This is a genomic window from Cupriavidus alkaliphilus, from assembly GCF_900094595.1.
Lineage (GTDB): Bacteria > Pseudomonadota > Gammaproteobacteria > Burkholderiales > Burkholderiaceae > Cupriavidus > Cupriavidus alkaliphilus.
Map to the genome: position 1 here is coordinate 259,078 of NZ_FMAD01000006.1, position 17,109 is coordinate 276,186.

Here is a 17,109-nt window from a genome sequence, read left to right on the forward strand (position 1 = left end):
TGCCGCCCGCAAGAAGGAATCGGGCGCCGGCTTCAGGCGCCGGCTTCGGACGGTGCCAGCGCGCTCGCGCCGGCCGGGCCCGGGCGCCGGCCGATCCACAGCGTGCAGGCCGCGCTGAGCACGCCGATCGCCAGCACGTAGCCGCACAGGTACCAGGGCTCGCCGCCGCCCTGCGCATTCAGCCAGGTGGCGATGATCGGCGTCAGGCCGCCGGCGAACACGCCCGCGAACTGGTAGACGAAGGAAATCCCGGTATAGCGCACGCGCGCATCGAACACCTCGGAGAACATCGACGACATGGTGCCGAACACGGCGGCATGGAAGATGCCGAAGGGAATGATGATCGCCGCCCATACCAGCAGCACGTTGCCGCCCGAATGCTGCATCAGCCAGAACGCGGGAAACGCCGACAGGCCGGCCAGCAGCGCGCCGGTGCCGTAGACCAGCGGCCGGCCGAGGCGGTCGGACACGGCGCCCCACAGCGGGATGAACAGCGTCATCACGCCGGCGCCCAGCAGCACGCCAAGCAACGCCTCGTTGCGCGACAGCTTCAGGGTCTGGGTCAGGTAAGCGAGCGAGAACACCCCGAACACGTTGAAGAAGACGCCGTCGATAAAGCGCGCGCCCATGCATGCCAGCACCACGCGGGGGTACTGGCGCAGCATGGCCAGGAACGGCAAGGCGCTGGCCTGCGGCTGCCGGCTCGGCGGATGGCGTTGTGCCGCGGCAAATTCCGGCGACTCTTCGACATGCGTGCGCATGTAGGAGCCGATGAACACCATCACCGCGCTCAGCAGGAAGGCGATGCGCCAGCCCCAGGCCAGGAAGTCCCGGTCCGACAGCAGCGCCGACAGCAACGCAATCACGCCGCTGGCCAGCACCAGGCCCAGCGACATGCCGGTCTGCGGCAGGCTGGCGAAGAAGCCGCGGCGGCCCGCCGGCGCGCTCTCGAACGTCATCAGCACAGCACCGCCCCATTCGCCGCCGAGGCCGATGCCCTGCGCAATGCGGCACAACAGCAGCAGCACCGGTGCCCAGATGCCGATCTGGTCATAGGTCGGGATCAGGCCGATGGCCGTGGTGGCGATGCCCATGATCATCAGCGTCAGCACCAGCATGCGCTTGCGTCCCAGGGTATCGCCGAAATGGCCGAAGATCACGCCGCCCAGCGGGCGCGCGACAAACCCGGCGGCGAAGGTGGCGTAGGCCAGCAGCGTGCCGACCACCGGGTCGGTCGAGGGGAAGTACAGCTTGTTGAACACCAGGCCGGCGACCACGCCGTACAGGAAGAAGTCGTACCACTCCACCATCGCGCCGATCGTGCTCGAGGTCACGATCTTCCTCAGCTTGCGTGCGGGGTCTTGTGCCGGCGGCTGCGCCGCTACCTGTCTCGTCATGCTTGTCTCCTGTCGGGTCTGGTCCCGAGGCGGCGCGTATGGCGCTCTGGATATCGGTCAACGCGCGGGGCGAATCGATGCGCCCCGCGGCGGGGAATCATCTTGCCGTGTAGCCACCGTCGACCATGAAGGTCTGGCCGGTGATATACGCGGCCATGTCGCTGGCCAGGAACGCGGCCAGCCCATGCAGGTCCGGCAACGCGCCGTTGCGGCCGATGCAGGTGCGCCCGGCATGGTGGCCAGCCAGCGCGGCATCGGCGAACACGGGCCCGGTCAGCGCGGTGGGGAAAAAGCCCGGCCCGATCGCATTGCAGGTGATGCCGTGCCGCGACCACGCCTCGGCGATGGCGCGCGTCAGCTGCACGATGCCGCCCTTCGCCGCGCCGTAGGGCGCGCTGTCGGCAAAGGCGCGGTAAGACTGCAGCGATGCAAGATTGAGCACCCGCCCCCATCCTTGCGCCTGCATCGCCGGCGCCAGCGCCTGCGTCAGGAAGAACGGCGCGCCCAGATGCGTGTCCAGTTGCAGCCGCCATGACGCCGGCGTGACGCTGTCGAAGGGCTCGCGCAGGTTCATTCCCGCGGCATTCACCAGGATATCGATGGTGCCGCAGCGGCGCTGCAAGGCCGCTGCGGCGGCGGGAATCGCATCGAGGTCGGACACGTCCAGCGCTTGCGTGTCGACCGCGATGCCCATCGCATCGAGCCGCGACGCCGCGGCATCGAGTTGCGGCTGGCGGCGCGCCGCCAGCACCACCCTGGCGCCGGCCCGGCCCAGTGCCTCGGCAAGGCTTTCGCCGATACCGGAACTGCCGCCGGTCACCAGCGCCTGCCTGCCGCGCAGGTCCGGTCCGGCACCGCCGGGCGCGTTGTGCATGGGCGCCATCGTCACACCTCCACCGGAGCGCCCATCTCGAAGCGGGCGTTCGGAAAGTACTTTGCCATGCGGTCGTCCGCGGTGCGCGCGTGCGCCTCCATGCCCTCCAGGCGCGAGATGCGCGCGGTCACCTGCCCGATCTGCCGCGTCGCCTCGCGCGTCATCTTCTGCCAGGTCAGGGTCTTCATGAACTTGTGCACCGAGAGCCCGCCGGAATAGCGCGCCGCGCCCTTGGTCGGCAGCACGTGGTTGGGGCCGCTGGTCTTGTCGCCGAAGGCCACCGTGGTCTCTTCGCCAAGGAACAGCGAGCCGTAGCAGGTCAGGTTGGCCAGCCACCAGTCCAGGTCCTGCGCGTGCACCTCCAGATGCTCGGAGGCATAGCGGTCCGACACCGCGGCCACTTCCTCGCGGCTGTCGCAGACGATGACCTCGCCATAGTCGCGCCATGCCGCGGTGGCCGCGTCGCGCGCGGTCGGCGGCAACGCGGCGATCAGCGCCGGCACCAGCGCCATCACCTGTTCCGCCAGCGCGCGCGAGGTGGTGAAGAGCCAGGCCGGCGACTCGTGGCCGTGCTCGGCCTGCCCCACCAGGTCGCTGGCCACGATGGCCGGGTCGGCGCTGTCGTCGGCGATCACGGCAACTTCGGACGGCCCCGCGAACACGTCGATGCCCACCTGCCCGTACAGCGACCGCTTGGCCTCGGCGACGAACTTGTTGCCGGGGCCGACCACCACGTCGGCAGGCTTGCCGCTGAACAGCCCATAGGCCATCGCAGCGATCGCCTGCACGCCGCCGAGCGTCATGATCACGTCCGCGCCGGCCGCCTGGAAGGCATAGAGCACGTGCGGGTGGATGCCCTGGCCGCGGAACGGGCTCGAGCACGCCACCACGGTGCCGACGCCCGCGGCCTTCGCCGTCGCCACCCCCATGTAGGCCGAGGCAATATGCGCATAGCGCCCGGCCGGGGCGTAGCAACCCACCACGTTGACCGGGATCACGCGCTGCCCCGCCGTCACGCCCGGGTGCAGCTCGACCGAGAACTCGCGCAGCGATTCGCGCTGCGCCAGCGCGAACTCCCGCACCTGGCGGATGGCAAAGTCGATATCGGCGCGCACCGACGCGGGCACGTCGCGAGTCTGCTGCCGGACCTGGTCCGGGGACAACACGATCTCGCCGTTCCAGCCATCGAGCTTGCTGGCGTACTGGCGCACGGTAGCCTCGCCATGCGCCTGGATCTCGGCCAGCATGTCGGTCACCACTTTCTGCGCGGTGGCGGTCTCTGTCTGCGGCGTCTTCTCGGCTTGCTTCAGGTACGTGATCATCGGGGGTCCTCGGCTTTGATTACGAATGTAAGCGCTATCATTTATGGGAAAGAAAAAAACTGCCATGGCGGCATTTCCTGTCATTTTCCAAATGAAAGCGCTTTCATATAAGACTAGTCGGAGAACGGCGAAGTGCAAGGGAGGGTTTTCCCTCGGCCGCGCAGGGCAAGCCACCGTCCCGGGCCTGGTCGTGTGTAGCGCACAGATCGGTGACAATGGCGCAACGGCAACGAGGACAGCAAACGTGCGGCGGACCAGACTTGAAGACGTGGCGAAGCTAGCGGGAGTATCGATGGCGACGGTGTCGCGGGCCCTGTCATCGCCCTCGCTGGTGCGGGAAGACACCCTGCAGCGGGTGCGCCAGGCGATCGACGCACTCGGCTATGTCCCCGATGCGTCGGCGCGCACGCTGGCATCCGGGCGTTCGCGCACCGTCGCCGCCGTGGTGCCGACCCTGGACAACGCCATCTTTTCCCATGCGATCCAGGGCATGCAGCAGGTGCTGGCCGCCGGCGGCTACCAGTTGCTGCTGGGGTCGCACAACTACGATCCGGACACCGAGACCGACGTGGTGCGCGCCCTGTCCGAGCGCGCGGTCGATGCCATGGTCCTGGTCGGCGCCGACCATGCCCCGGACACGCTGGCGCTGCTGCGGCAATCCGGCACGCGCACCATCCTGACCTGGTCGTTGTCGAACCAGTACCCGTGCATCGGCTTCGATAATTTCGAGATCGGCGCGCAGGCCGCACGCCATCTGTACGACCTGGGCCACCGCCGCCTGGGCATGATCTCCGGCATCGGCGCCCATAACGACCGCGCGCGGCTTCGCACCGAAGGCTTCCTCGGCACGCTGCGTGCGCTGCGCGCGCCGCTGGCCCCCGGCGCCGTCTGCGAGCAACCCTACACCTTCGCCGGCGGCCGCGCCGGTTTGCGCGCCGTCCTGGCCCAGGCCCCGGCAACGCCGACGGCGTTCTTCTGCGGCAACGACGTGCTCGCGCTCGGCTGCCTGTTCGAGGCCACGGCCATGGGCCTCGACGTGCCGCGCCAGTTGTCCATCGTCGGCTGCGACGACCTGCCGATCTCCGCCGAAGTCACGCCCGCGCTGACGACCATCGCGCTGGAAAGCAGCGAACTGGGCCGGCAGACCGCGCTCGCGCTGCTGCGCTGGCTGCAGGACGGCATCGAGCCGGGCCGGATGGAAATGCCGGTCGCGCTGGTGCAGCGCGGCACCACCGCGCCGCCGGGCGAGCCAGGCTAGGTTGCCCGCGGTTTCAGCCGGGCCGGCGCAACGAGCCAGCGCCGGTCTTTGCACAACCCTGAGGAGACATGACTTGACGATCCCATACCGATGCACGCTGGGCCTGCTTGCCGCGGCAGCCCTCGCCGCGGCCGGCCCGGCCGGCGCACAAGACCCATGGCCCGCGAAGACCATCCGCTTCGTCGTGCCGTTCGCCGCGGGCGGCGCCAATGACCTGATGGCGCGCGCGGCCGCCGAAGGCGCAAGCAAGGCGCTGGGCCAGACCGTGCTGGTCGAGAACCGGCCCGGTGCGGGCGGCACCGTGGGCGCCGACCTGGTGGCCCGCAGCGCGCCGGATGGCTACACCTTCCTGATCAGCGCCGCCGGCGTGATCTCCAACAGCATGATCAAGAAGTCGATGCCGTTCAAGGACGACGCACTGGTGCCGGTGGCGATGATCGGGCTGGCGCCGTCGGTCATCGTGGTGCAGAAGAACGCGCCCTACAAGGACCTGCGCGACTTCGTCGAGGCCTCGAAGAAGGGCACCGGCTTCAATTTCGCCACTGCGGGCACCGGCAGCACTCCGCATTTCGTCGCGGAACTCCTCAACGTGAAGTACGGCGCCAGGCTGCAGCCGGTGCCCTACAAGAGCGGGTCGGAAAGCACCACGGCCGTGCTGGGCGGCCAGGTGGAAGGCACTTCCGAGGCCAGCATCATCGCGTTGCCGCATATCGTGCAGGACGGCAAGTTCAAGCCGTTGGCCACCACGTGGACGCAGCGCATCTCGGCCTACCCGCAACTGTCCACCGCGGTGGAGCAGGGCTTCGCCGACCTGCAGATTGCGCACTGGGCCGGCGTCCATGCGCCCCGGGGCACGCCAGACGCGATCCTCGACAAGGTCGCCGCGGCAGTCGACAAGGCCATGAAAGACCCTGCCGCAGCCGCCAAGCTCAAGCAGGTGGGCATCGAGCCGGTCGGCGGCACGCGCGCGGACTTCATCAAGTTTGTCGACGCGGAACGCCGGCGCCTGGGCGAGATCGTCAAGGCGGCGAAGATGCAGGAGAAGTAGGCGGGGTTGCCGCCTTGCCACGGCTGGGCGGGGGTACTTTGCGGCGGCCCCGGTTCCCGGCCTGCCGCTCCAGGTGCTGGCAGATGAAGTCGAGCTCCTATCCGCGCTCGTCGCTCTGCGTGATGCCGCCATCGCCCGCCGCCGCCCTCACCGCCGGAACCACAACATCGACAATCCGCACGCCACCGCCAGCAACACCACCGCCGCTGCGGCGAACAAGGCACCCAGCTCGGTTTCCCTGCGCTCCAGCGCAAAGCGCGCGCTGAGCTGGCGGTAGACCTGGCTCAGGTCGGCCGCCGAGCCCGCGTGGAAGTACTCGCCGCCGGTGATGGCGGCGACCGCGCGCAGCGCCGGTTCGTCCAGTTGCATGAAGTAGGCCAGGCTGGACTCCGGCGCGGTCGTGACCTGCTGCGAGCCGAAGCCGACGGTGTAGACGCGCACGCCACGCTGGGCGGCCATGCGCGCGGCGTCGAGCGGATCCGGGCCGGTGGTGCGCCGGCCGTCGCTGAGCAGGATCACCGCGCCGTGCGGGTACGAGCCGGGCTGCGCCGCCTGCTGGTTCTGTTCGCGCCGGCGCGCGGCATCGGCCGCGGCGGCCTCGTCGAGCGAGGTGCCGCGCCCGGCGCGGTCAGAGCGGCTGCCGAACAGGATCACTTCGAGGTCGATGCCGTCTTCGGGAAACAGCACCGCCAGCGCCTGGAACAGGCCGCTGCCGGTGGCGGTGCCGCGCTGCAGCTGGAAGCGATCGATCGCGTCGAGCATGTCTTGCCGGTTGTCGGTGGGGGGCAGCACCACCGCCGCGGTGCCGGCGAAGGAAACGATGCCCAGCCGCACGCTGGCCGGCAGCCCCACGACGAGGTCGCGCGCGGCCTGCTGGGCGGCGCTGATGCGGTTGGGCGGCACGTCGGCGGCCTCCATGCTGCGCGAGGTGTCCATCGCCAGCACCAGGGTCACGGTGTCGGCCGGCAGCGTGATGGTGGCGCTGGGGCGCGCGCAGGCCAGCAGTGCCGCGGCCAGCGCGAGGAAGAACAGCAACGGCGGAATGTGGCGCCGCAGGCGTTGGCGCGGGCCGAGCGCGGCGCGCGGCAATGCAAGGCTTGCATACAGCAGCGCGGCCTTCTTGCGCCGCGCGAGCAGGTACAGGTAAGCGGCTGCCAGCACCGGCAGCGCAAGCAGCAACCAGAGCATCTGCGGCCAGAGAAACTGCATGCCCTGCTCCTTGGCGCGTGGGTAAGAGGATGGTACTGTATTTTCCACGGCGGGACGGGACCTCGGGGGCTGCGATGAAACGGGTGACGATCTACGGGTGGGTCTCGGCGGCCGTCGCGCTGGTTCTTGCCGCCGGCGTGGGCTCGGCGTGGCTGTTGCAGCCCAAGGCGCGCGCGCTGACGCAGAAGGACATCGACGCGGCCGTGCTGCACACGCTCGAAACCAAGCCCCTGCCGTCGCGCACCGCCATGGCGGCCGAGGCGGTGCGCGAATCGGTAGTCGAGATCCGCAACTACCCCGCGCCCGAAAAAACCGCCGATGCGGCTTCCGCGCCGCAGGCCGGGCGTGACGCCCCGGCCCCCTCGCCCGAAGCCTCGCCCTCGACGCCCTCCGGCCCGACCGCCCCGCCCCTGCCCAACGAACGTCCGCCCGGCAACAGCGCCGAGAACAAGCCCGAATCCCGCCACATCGGCTCGGGCGTGGTGGTGACCGAGCGCGGCGTGATCCTTACCAGCCTCCACGTGATTGCGGGAGCGCGGCGCCTGGAACTGACCTTCCACGACGGGCACACGTCCGAGGCCACCGTGCTGCAGACGATTCCCGAGAAGGACCTGGCGGTAATCCAGGCCAGGTCGATACCCGACGACCTGCCCGCGGCAACGCTGGGTTCCAGCCGGGACCTGCTGCCCGGCTCCGAAGTGGTCGCGGTGGGCTTTCCGTTCGGCATCGGGCCGTCGGTGTCCGCCGGCGTGGTGTCAGGGCTGGACCGCGAGTTCGTCGCGTCGGACAACAAGCGGACCCTGGACAAGCTGATCCAGTTCGACGCAGCGGTCAATCCGGGCAACTCGGGCGGCCCGCTGGTGAACATGAATGGCGAGGTGGTGGGCATCGTCACCGCCATCCTCAATCCGGGCAACAGCGGCACCTTCATCGGCATCGGCTTTGCCACCACGATCGAAAGCGCCGGCGTATCCATCGGAACTTCTCCTTTCTGACGCGGGGACCTATGAACGACCAAGCCAGGGGCGCAGCCGACAGCGCCAACTTGATGGAACGCCTGCTGTACGAGGTGAAACGCGTGGTGGTCGGGCAGGACCACTTTCTCGAACGGGTGCTGGTGGCCATCCTGTCCGGCGGCCACCTGCTGGTGGAGGGGGTGCCGGGGCTGGCCAAGACCCTGACCGTCAACACGCTGGCGCGGACGATGAGCGGCACCTTCAAGCGCATCCAGTTCACCCCTGACCTGCTGCCGGCCGACCTGGTCGGCACGCGCATGTACAACCAGGGCACGGGCGAGTTCTCCACGGTGCGCGGCCCGGTCTTTGCCAACCTGCTGCTGGCCGACGAGATCAACCGCGCGCCGGCCAAGGTGCAGAGTGCGCTGCTGGAAGTCATGCAGGAAAAGCAGGTCACCATCGCCGGCGAGACCCACCGCGTGCCTGCCCCGTTCCTGGTCATGGCGACGCAGAACCCGATCGAGACCGAGGGCACCTACCCGCTGCCCGAGGCGCAGGTCGACCGCTTCATGATGAAGGTGCTGGTGGGCTATCCGTCGGAAGAGGAAGAAGTGGTCATCGTCAACCGTGTCACCGGCCCGCGCATCAGCGTGAGCGCGGTGGCCACGCCCGAGCACCTGACCGCGCTGCAGGAGGCCTGCCGCAAGGTGTATGTCGATCCCAGCCTGGTCCAGTACGCGGTGCGCGTGGTCGCGGCCACGCGCAAGCCGGGCGACTACGGCCTGGCTGACCTGGACCGCTACGTGTCATTCGGCGCCAGCCCGCGCGCCACCATCGGTCTGGTCGAAGGCGCGCGCGCGCTGGCCTACCTGCGCGGCCGCCACTACGCCCTGCCCGAGGACCTGGCCGACCTGGTGCCGGACGTATTGCGCCATCGCCTGTCGCTATCCTACGAGGCCATGTCCGACGGCGTGACGGCCGACCAGCTCATCACCCGCATCTCGCAGGCGCTGCCGGTTCCCGAGCGGCCCATGGAATCCCATGTTCGGGCGGCGGACTAGGCGGCGCGAGCCAGACAGCGCGCCCGGCGCCACGCCTGGCGCCCCCGCTGTCGCGCTTGCCGGCGTCGGCGCAGGCCAGACCGACGCCCTGCTGCGGCGCCTGGAATGGACCGTGGTGCGCCGCCTCGACGGGCTGCTGCAAGGCGACTACCGCACACTGTTCCGCGGCTTCGGTCTGGACCTGGCCGACCTGCGCGAGTACCACCCCGGCGACGACGTGCGCCACATCGACTGGAACGTGACCGCGCGGCTGCAGACGCCGCACGTGCGCGAATACCAGGAAGACCGCGAAGTCGCCGCCTGGTTCTTGCTGGACCTGAGCGGCTCGATCGATTTCGGTTCGGGCAGCGTGCGCAAGCGCGACCTGCTGAGTGACTTCACCACCGTGATGGCGCTGCTGCTGACGCGCTATGGCAACCGGGTGGGTGCCGTGCTCTATGGCGGCGCAGCCGACTCCGACGCCACGGTGGTGCCGGCGCGCGCCGGGCGCCGGCAGCTGCTGCACCTGCTGCACCGCATGCGCGCCACGCCGGCCGCATCGCCGGGCGACACCCGCCTGCGCGACCTGCTCGAACGCGCCCGCGCGGTGGCAAGGCGGCGCTCGGTGGTGTTCGTGGTATCGGATTTCATCAGCGCGCCGGGCTGGCAGGCATCGCTGGGCATGCTGGCGCGGCGGCATGAAGTGGTCGCGGTGCGGCTGGTCGATCCGCTGGAAACCGCGTTGCCGGACCTGGGACTGGTGGTGCTGCAGGATGCGGAGACCGGCGAGCAGTTGTTCGTCGATACGCATGACCCGTCCTTCCGCAAGCGCTTCGCCGCCGCCGCCGAGGCGCGCGAGGCGGAGCTGCGCCAGGCCTTCGCGCGCGCCGGGGTGGCGTGCCTGACGCTGTCGACCTACGCCCGGCTCGACCTGGCGCTGCTGAGTTTCGCGCGCCAGCGCCGGCGCCAGCAAGGCAGCGCCAGGGCCGCCAACATCGCCAGGGGGGCCGCATGATCGATGCCATCAGCCGCCTGCCAGTGTTCAGCTTCCTGTGGCCGGGCATGCTGTGGCTGTTCGCCCTGGTCGGGGGGCTGGCGGCGGGCTATGTCTGGCTCGACCGGCGCAGGCGGCACGGGGCCGTGCATTACCCGGCGCTGAAGACGGCGGGCGTTGCCACCGGTGGCGGCAGCGGCTGGCGCCGCCACGTGGCGCCGGTGCTGATCTTGCTGGCGCTGGCCGCGCTGATCGCGGCGATCGCGCGGCCCCAGGCCGTGATGATGCTGCCTTCGCGCATCGAGACCGTGGTGCTGGTGATGGACCTGTCGGGCAGCATGCGGGCCCAGGATGTCAAGCCCAGCCGCCTGGGCGCCGCCCAGCGGGCGGCCACCACCCTGCTGGAGGCGCAACCCGCGGGCGTCAGCGTCGGCGTGGTGGCCATGGCCGGCACCGCCGCCGTGGCGCAGGCGCCCACCCGCTCCAGGGAGGCCGTTGCCACCGCGATCGAGCGCCTGCAGCCGCAGGGCGGCACCGCGCTGGGCAACGGCATGCTGATTGCGCTGACCACGCTGCTGCCGCAGCTCACGCCCGATGCCGAGCGGCTGATGAACGACGACACTCCGCCACCAAGACGACCACGGGCCCTGGCCAATCCGTCCGGCGACAGCGAGCCGGTGCAGCCGGGCTCCTATACCGCCGGCGCGATCGTGGTGTTCTCCGACGGCGAAAGCAATGCCGGCCCGGCCGCGATGCGCGCGGCGCAGCTTGCCGCCGAGCACGGCGTGCGCATCTACACCGTGGGCGTGGGTACCCCCGAAGGCGTGGTGCTCTCGGTCGACGGCTGGTCGGCCCGCGTCAGGCTGGACGAGAAGGTGCTGAAGGAAGTCGCCGACGCCACCAGTGCCGAGTACTTTCGGCTGGAGGATGCCACCCAACTGAAGCGGGTGTATCGGGCGCTCAACGCGCGGCTGGCGTTCGACAAGCGCAGCCAGGTCGAGATCACCGCGCTGTTCGCCGCGCTGGGCGCGCTGCTGGCGGCCGGCGCGGGGCTGTTGTCGCTGTGGTGGTTCGGACGCGTGATGTAGCGGGCGGCGGCCGGCAACTCAGCGCGCATTGCGCGGCGTGACCGAGATCGCGATCGCCTCGGTATAGACCGCCTGCACCTGCTCGCCGGCGCGGACCGCCTTCAGCTGCTTCGGATCCGCGACATGCACGTCCACCATCCGGCCCTGCGGGCCCTTCAGCGTCACCATGCCGGTCTTGGTGTCGACCGCCACCACGTCCGCGGTAACCGTGACTTCGCGCCCGACCATGCCGCCCGGCTTGGCGCCGGGCGCGGCGCGCTGCGTGATCTCGCGCTCGCTGCTGGAGCGGATCCCGCTCTGGCGGTTCAGGCTCACCGACAAGGCCTGCGTGTATTCCGCCGTGACCGCATCGCCCACGCGCAGCTGCCCGAAATTGCGCACATCGTCGCCGACCTGCACGTTGGTGAGCTTGCCTTGCTCGTCCTTGAGGGTGATGGTGCGGGTGGCCGCATCGATGGCCGCCACCGTGGCCGTGGCCTTGACCGTGCCGGTGGTGCGCGACGCGCCCACGCCGGAAACCGAGTCGACGCGGGTCTCGGGTTGCGCCATCGCCATGCCGGGCGCGAGGGACGCGGCGGCAAGCGCCGCCGCCACGATGAGCTTGCCGGGTTTCATGCCGTTCTCCCTGGTTCCAAGGTTGCCGTGCGCGATGCCGGCAAGGGGGGCCGGCGCGCGTGACGGAAAGGCCTGTTAACCATAGCAGAGGGAAAGGCAGTCTGTCGGCCGCGCCCCCGGGCTAGGCGAGCCAGCCCCTGATGGTGTCCGCCATCACGTTCGCTGAAATACCGTAGCGATCGTGCAGCGTAGGCAGCGCCCCGGCATCCAGGAACGCATCCGGCAGCCCGACCTGGCGGAAGGGCACGCACGCGCCGGCGCGCATCAGCGTGGTCGCCACGGCTTCTCCAAGGCCGCCGATGACGCTATGGTTCTCGGCCACCACCACCAGGCGGCCCGTGCGCCGGGCCTCGCGCAGGATGGCATCGGTATCCAGCGGCTTGATGGTCGGCACGTGCAGCACCGCCACGCCGATGCGGTCCTGCTCCAGCGCCTTGGCCACCTCCAGCGCGCGCATGGTCATGATGCCCGACGAGATCACCAGCACCTCGGCGCCGTCGCGCAGCAGCCTGGCCTTGCCGAGCTCGAACTGGTAGTCGTACCGGTCCAGCACCACCGGCACGTTGCCGCGCAGCAGACGCGCGTAAACCGGGCCGTTGTGCGCGGCGATGGCCGGCACCATCTGCTCGATCTCGACCGCATCGCACGGATCGATCACTGTCATGTTCGGCATGGCGCGCATCAGCGCCAGGTCTTCGGCGGCCTGGTGGCTGGGGCCGTAGCCGGTAGTCAGCCCGGGCAGCGCGCACACGATCTTCACATCGAGGTTGTCCTCGGCGATGGCCTGGTGCATGAAGTCGTAGGCCCGCCGGGTCGCGAACACCGCGTAGGTGGTGACGAAGGGCTGCGCCCCTTCATGCGCGAAGCCAGCGGCGGCGCCCATCAGCAGCTGCTCGGCCATGCCCATCTGGTAATAGCGCTCCGGGAACGCCTGCGCAAAGATATGCAGGTCGGTGTACTTGCCGAGGTCGGCGGTCATGCCGACCACGTTCTGCTTGTGGCGGCCCAGCTCGGCCAGCGCGTGGCCAAACGGGGCGGAGCGGGTAGCCTGCCCTTCGCCGGCGATGGAGGCGATCATCGCCGAGGTCTTCAGCTTCGGCTTGGCAGCGGTGGTGGCGGTGGCTATGGTATGGCTCATGCTTGTCTCCCGGCTTCCAGGGCCTGCAGTGCGAGTTGCCATTCGTCGGCATCGACGCGGATAAAGTGGTTCTTCTCGCGCTGCTCGAGGAACGGCACGCCGCACCCCATGCGCGTATCGCAGATGATCATGCGCGGCTGCGCGCCGCGGTGCTCGCGCGCCGCGCGGAAGGCGGCGGCGACAGCGTCGATGTCGTTGCCGTCGACGCGCTGCGTGAACCAGCCGAATGCTTCCAGCTTCGGCACCAGCGGCTCGAACGCCATGATCTGCGTGGACGGGCCGTCGGCCTGCTGGTTGTTGACGTCGACGATGGCGATCAGGTTGTCCAGCTTCCAGTGCGCGGCCGAAAGGATGCCCTCCCAGATCGCGCCCTCGTCCAGCTCGCCGTCGGAGAACAGCGTGTAGACGAAGTTGCCGGAGCCCTTGCGCTTGAGGCCCAGGCAGCGGCCCACGGCGATGGTCAGGCCCTGCCCCAGCGAGCCGCCGGACATTTCCATGCCGGGCGTGTAGCTGGCCATGCCCGACATCGGCAGGCGGCTGTCGTCGCTGCCATAGGTCTCCAGCTCTTCGGCGGGCAGGATGCCCGCCTCCAGCAGCGCCGCGTACAGCGCGATGGCGTAATGGCCGTTGGACAGCAGGAAGCGGTCGCGCCCTTCCCACTCGGGGTCTTCGGGGCGGTAGCGCATGGCGTCGAAGTAGGCCACGGCGAGCACGTCGGCGATATCGAGCGCCTGGCCGATATAGCCCTGGCCCTGGACCTCGCCCATCAGCAAGGCGTTGCGGCGGATGCGGTAGGCGCGTTCCCGCAAGGACGCGTCCTTGTCGGTGGTGGCTTGTTGCATGGTGTCTCCAGCAATCGGTTGGATCAGCATTTCAGGAAAAGGAAGCGGCCTCAGCGGTTCACGGACCTGGCCGGCACCATCAGCACCAGCACGGCACCGAAGACCACGGTGGCCGAGATGAACGCCAGCCCCGCGGTGGACTTTCCGGTCAGGTCGTTGAGCCAGCCGACGATGGCGGGCGAGAAGAAGCCGGCCAGGTTGGCCACGCAGTTCACCGCGGCGATGCCGGCGGCGGCGGACATGCCGCCCAGCAGCGCGGTGGGCAGCGCCCAGAACTGCGAGGACGAGGCCAGGATGCCGGCGGCGGCGATGCACAGGCATACCAGCGAGGCGCTCACGCTGCCCAGCAGCGGCAAGGTGGCAAAGCCGGCGGCGGCAACCACCATCGGCACGATCAGGTGGAAGCGGCGCTCGCGGCGGCGGTCGGCGCTCATGCCCACCAGCGGCAGCGCCACGATGGCGCACAGGTATGGCAGCGCGGTATAGATGCCGACCCACAGCGGGTCCGCCACGCCGGCCTTGCGGATGATCGTCGGCAGCCAGAAGGTCAGTCCGTACTGGCCCAGCACCACGCAGAAGTAGATCGCTGCCATCAGCCACAGGCGGCGGTCGGCCATGAAGGAGCGGATCGACATGTGCTCCATCTTCTGCGCGTTATCGCCTTCGATATTGCGCTTGAGCAGCGCCTTCTCGGCGTCGGTAAGCCAATGCGCCTGGTCGATGCCGTTGTCGAGGTAGTACAGGATCGCCACGCCCAGGCACAGCGACGGCAGCGCCTCGATCAGGAACAGCCACTTCCAGCCGGCCAGGTCGCCCACGCCGTGGAAGGCATGCATGATCCAGCCCGACAGCGGCCCGCCCACGATGCCGGCCAGCGGGATCGCCATGAAGAACATCGACAAGGCCTTGGCGCGCCGCTCCGACGGGAACCAGTACGTCATGTAGAGGATCACGCCAGGCGCGAAGCCGGCCTCGGCCACGCCCAGCAGGAAGCGCAGCACGTAGAACTGGGTCGGCGTGGTGACAAAGGCGAAGCACGCCGAGATCACCGCCCAGGTCAGCATGATGCGCGCCAGCCAGCGCTTGGCGCCGACCCGGTGCAGGATCACGTTGCTCGGCACTTCGAAGATGAAGTAGCCGAGGAAGAAGATGCCGGCACCGAGGCCGTAGATGGTTTCGCTGAACTGCAGGTCGCTCAGCATCTGCAGCTTGGCGAAGCCGACATTGACCCGGTCCAGGTAGGCGCCGAGGTAGCACAGCATCAGGAACGGGATCAGCCGCCTCACCACCTTGGCGTAGGTGCGGGTCTCGAAGGTGGCGGAATCGGCGTGCAGCGTCGCTTCGCCGCCAATGGGCGAAGCCGCGTATTTGGTCTTCATCGGTTGTCTCCTGCCTGGCGGCGCCGCGCGGCGGCGCACCGGCTGTTCTCGGGTCCCGCCTCGGTCGGGCGGCTTGGTTCGAATTTAGTGGATCAGCATGCCGCCGTTGACGTCGAGCGTGATGCCGGTCAGGTAGGCGGACATGTCGCTGGCCAGAAACACGCAGGCATTGGCGACGTCGGCGGCGTTGCCCAGGCGGCCCAGCGGGATGCCTCTGATGATCTCGGCGCGCATCTCGGGGGTGAGCTTGTCGCCGGTGATGTCGGTCTGGATCAGTCCCGGCGTGATTGAATTGACGCGGATGCCGTCGGGCCCGAACTCGCGCGCCATGGCGCGCGCCAGGCCCAGCACGCCGGCCTTGGCTGCGCTGTAGTGCGGCCCGCCGAAGATGCCGCCGCCGCGCTGCGCCGACACCGACGACATGCACACGATGCTGCCGCGCTTCTGCTCGCGCATCTGCGGCAACACCGCCTGCGACATGTACAGCGTGCCGCGCAGGTTGACGTCGAGCACGGCATCGTAGTTGGCAGCCTGGATATCGAGCGTGCGCACCGGCTGGGTGATGCCGGCATTGTTGACCAGCGCGTCGATGCGCCCATAGCGCTGCAGCACGGCCTGCGCCGCGCGCTCGCAGGCGGCCTTGTCGGTCACATCGCAGGCCAGGCCGAGGTGCCGGTCGCCCAGTTCGCCGGCGGCGGCCTGCGCCTCTTCCAGGCGCAAGTCCAGGATGACCACGGTGGCGCCCTGGGCGGCGAAGGCCCTGGCGGTGGCCTTGCCGATGCCGCGCGCCGAGGCGGCGCCGGTGATGATGACTACGTTGTTCTCGACCAGCATCTTTGTCTCCTGCAATTGGACTTGGGATGTGTCGAGTGTTGTCGCTGGCGGCCTGGCGATCAACGCGGTCTGCCTCAGCTATTGCTGAGAAATTTTCAAACGTCGACGACGGGCGCCTCAACGGGCGCCGCCCCGGTCACTTTGCCGGCCATGCCCGGGTGGCGCGCGTTCAGGGCGAAGCCGGCAACTGGCGCTCGAGCCAGGCCAGGAAGCGCGCCACGCGCGGCAGTCCGGCGTTCTGCGCCGGGCAGACCACGTGGTGGCTGCCCACCTCCAGCGCGTGGCTGTCGTCGAACACCGGCACCAGCGCGCCCTTGCGGATCTGCACCGATGCCAGCAGCGTGCTTTCCAGCGCCACGCCCAGCCCCAGTGCGGCCGTCTCCAGCGACATGTAGGAGCGGTCGAAGCTGAAGTCGAAGGTCTTGTGCGACGCCGGCACGCCGAAGCGCGCGAACCATTGTTGCCACTGCACCAGCGGCGTTTCGGAGTAGATCAGCCGCTGCGCGAGCAAATCCTCCGGTGTTCGGATCGGATGCTTTTCGAGATAGGCGGGAGAGGCCAGCGGCGCGATCGTCTCGCGCCGCAGCGTTTTCACCCGCAGGTCGCGCCAGTGCGCATAGCCGTGCCGGATATCGACGTCGTAGTAGCCGCTGGTGAACGACACGTCTTCATACGAGCACGACAGGTTGAGCTGGATGTCGCCATTGTCGGCCTGGAACGATTCCAGCCGCGGCAGCAGCCACATCAGGCCGAAGCTGGGACTGGAATGCACCCGCAGGATCTCGATGCTGGCCGGGCTGGAAGCGCGCTCGGTGGCGCGGTTCAGGTCCGCCAGCACGCCGGTGATATCGCGCAGGTATTGCTGCCCCACCGGCGTCAGCGCCAGCCCGCGACCCTGGCGGAAAAACAGCGCCTGCCCCAGCGCCTCTTCCAGGTTGCTGATCTGGTGGCTGACCGCGGATGCGGTCAAACCCAGCTCCTCGGCGGCGCGGCTGACGCTCTTGGTTCGGGCAACGCTTTCGAAGGCGATGATCGCCTTCACCGGTGGAATTCGCATGGGCGGCAAGGATCGGCGCGGGAGCGCGCCGGGACACCCTCCCTCCCGATCGCGGTCA

At 69.2% G+C, this 17,109-nt stretch carries 16 protein-coding genes; 6 read left to right on the forward strand and 10 right to left on the reverse strand.

The features are described from left to right. Positions 1–32: 32 nt before the first annotated feature. The 3 genes from GA0116996_RS14960 to hpsN form a co-directional block, all read right to left on the reverse strand. The gene (locus GA0116996_RS14960) at positions 33–1,397 is read right to left on the reverse strand and encodes an MFS transporter (RefSeq protein WP_092312933.1); all 1,365 of its coding nucleotides are present in this window, start codon (positions 1,395–1,397) and stop codon (positions 33–35) included. A gap of 97 nt (positions 1,398–1,494) precedes the next feature. Next, positions 1,495–2,271 carry a (S)-sulfopropanediol 2-dehydrogenase HpsO gene (gene hpsO / locus GA0116996_RS14965; RefSeq protein WP_092313357.1) on the reverse strand — a complete coding sequence of 259 codons (777 nt, stop codon included), beginning with the start codon at positions 2,269–2,271 and terminating at the stop codon, positions 1,495–1,497. A gap of 11 nt (positions 2,272–2,282) precedes the next feature. After that, the gene (gene hpsN, locus GA0116996_RS14970) at positions 2,283–3,593 is read right to left on the reverse strand and encodes a sulfopropanediol 3-dehydrogenase (RefSeq protein ID WP_092312936.1); all 1,311 of its coding nucleotides are present in this window, start codon (positions 3,591–3,593) and stop codon (positions 2,283–2,285) included. Between the two features lie 268 nt (positions 3,594–3,861). Between hpsN and GA0116996_RS14975 the strand changes: the two genes are divergently transcribed. Beyond that, positions 3,862–4,851, forward strand: a complete 990-nt coding sequence (locus GA0116996_RS14975; RefSeq protein WP_244159880.1) for a LacI family DNA-binding transcriptional regulator — start codon at positions 3,862–3,864, stop codon at positions 4,849–4,851. Between the two features lie 73 nt (positions 4,852–4,924). Continuing rightward, positions 4,925–5,899: a tripartite tricarboxylate transporter substrate binding protein gene (locus tag GA0116996_RS14980; RefSeq protein ID WP_092312942.1), complete on the forward strand. Its 975-nt coding sequence runs from the start codon at positions 4,925–4,927 to the stop codon at positions 5,897–5,899. Between the two features lie 147 nt (positions 5,900–6,046). On the opposite strand, the gene GA0116996_RS14985 is transcribed toward GA0116996_RS14980, so the two are convergent. After that, the gene (locus GA0116996_RS14985; protein WP_092312945.1) at positions 6,047–7,108 is read right to left on the reverse strand and encodes a vWA domain-containing protein; all 1,062 of its coding nucleotides are present in this window, start codon (positions 7,106–7,108) and stop codon (positions 6,047–6,049) included. A gap of 74 nt (positions 7,109–7,182) precedes the next feature. Here GA0116996_RS14985 and GA0116996_RS14990 point away from each other — a divergent pair, with 74 nt between their 5' ends. Genes GA0116996_RS14990 through GA0116996_RS15005 form a run of 4 tightly spaced genes read left to right on the forward strand, consistent with a single transcriptional unit; the run spans position 7,183 to position 11,186 of the window. Beyond that, positions 7,183–8,103, forward strand: coding sequence for a S1C family serine protease (locus GA0116996_RS14990; protein ID WP_092312948.1), 921 nt, complete (start codon positions 7,183–7,185; stop codon positions 8,101–8,103). A gap of 11 nt (positions 8,104–8,114) precedes the next feature. Then, positions 8,115–9,125: an AAA family ATPase gene (locus tag GA0116996_RS14995; protein ID WP_092312951.1), complete on the forward strand. Its 1,011-nt coding sequence runs from the start codon at positions 8,115–8,117 to the stop codon at positions 9,123–9,125. Further along, a complete protein-coding gene (locus tag GA0116996_RS15000) occupies positions 9,106–10,119 on the forward strand; it encodes a DUF58 domain-containing protein (RefSeq protein WP_092312954.1) in 1,014 nt (337 codons plus the stop codon). Before GA0116996_RS14995 ends, GA0116996_RS15000 begins: the two co-directional genes overlap by 20 nt. Continuing rightward, entirely contained in the window at positions 10,116–11,186 is a 1,071-nt protein-coding gene (locus tag GA0116996_RS15005) for a VWA domain-containing protein (protein ID WP_092312957.1), read from the forward strand. Before GA0116996_RS15000 ends, GA0116996_RS15005 begins: the two co-directional genes overlap by 4 nt. An 18-nt stretch (positions 11,187–11,204) precedes the next feature. Here the strand turns inward: GA0116996_RS15005 and GA0116996_RS15010 are convergent, their stop codons facing one another. The 6 genes from GA0116996_RS15010 to GA0116996_RS15035 form a co-directional block, all read right to left on the reverse strand. Continuing rightward, on the reverse strand, positions 11,205–11,801 hold the full coding sequence (locus tag GA0116996_RS15010; RefSeq protein WP_092312960.1) for a hypothetical protein: 597 nt from the start codon (positions 11,799–11,801) through the stop codon (positions 11,205–11,207). A 121-nt stretch (positions 11,802–11,922) separates the two neighbouring features. Next, positions 11,923–12,939, reverse strand: a complete 1,017-nt coding sequence (locus tag GA0116996_RS15015) for a transketolase family protein (RefSeq protein WP_092312963.1) — start codon at positions 12,937–12,939, stop codon at positions 11,923–11,925. Then, a complete protein-coding gene (locus GA0116996_RS15020; protein WP_092312966.1) occupies positions 12,936–13,781 on the reverse strand; it encodes a transketolase in 846 nt (281 codons plus the stop codon). Before GA0116996_RS15020 ends, GA0116996_RS15015 begins: the two co-directional genes overlap by 4 nt. Positions 13,782–13,831: 50 nt before the next feature. Continuing rightward, the gene (locus tag GA0116996_RS15025) at positions 13,832–15,160 is read right to left on the reverse strand and encodes an MFS transporter (RefSeq protein ID WP_092312969.1); all 1,329 of its coding nucleotides are present in this window, start codon (positions 15,158–15,160) and stop codon (positions 13,832–13,834) included. 84 nt (positions 15,161–15,244) lie between these two features. Then, a complete protein-coding gene (locus GA0116996_RS15030) occupies positions 15,245–15,994 on the reverse strand; it encodes an SDR family NAD(P)-dependent oxidoreductase (protein ID WP_092312972.1) in 750 nt (249 codons plus the stop codon). A 169-nt stretch (positions 15,995–16,163) separates the two neighbouring features. After that, complete coding sequence (locus GA0116996_RS15035; protein ID WP_092312975.1) at positions 16,164–17,051, reverse strand: LysR substrate-binding domain-containing protein; 888 nt, start codon at positions 17,049–17,051, stop codon at positions 16,164–16,166. Positions 17,052–17,109 lie beyond the last annotated feature (58 nt).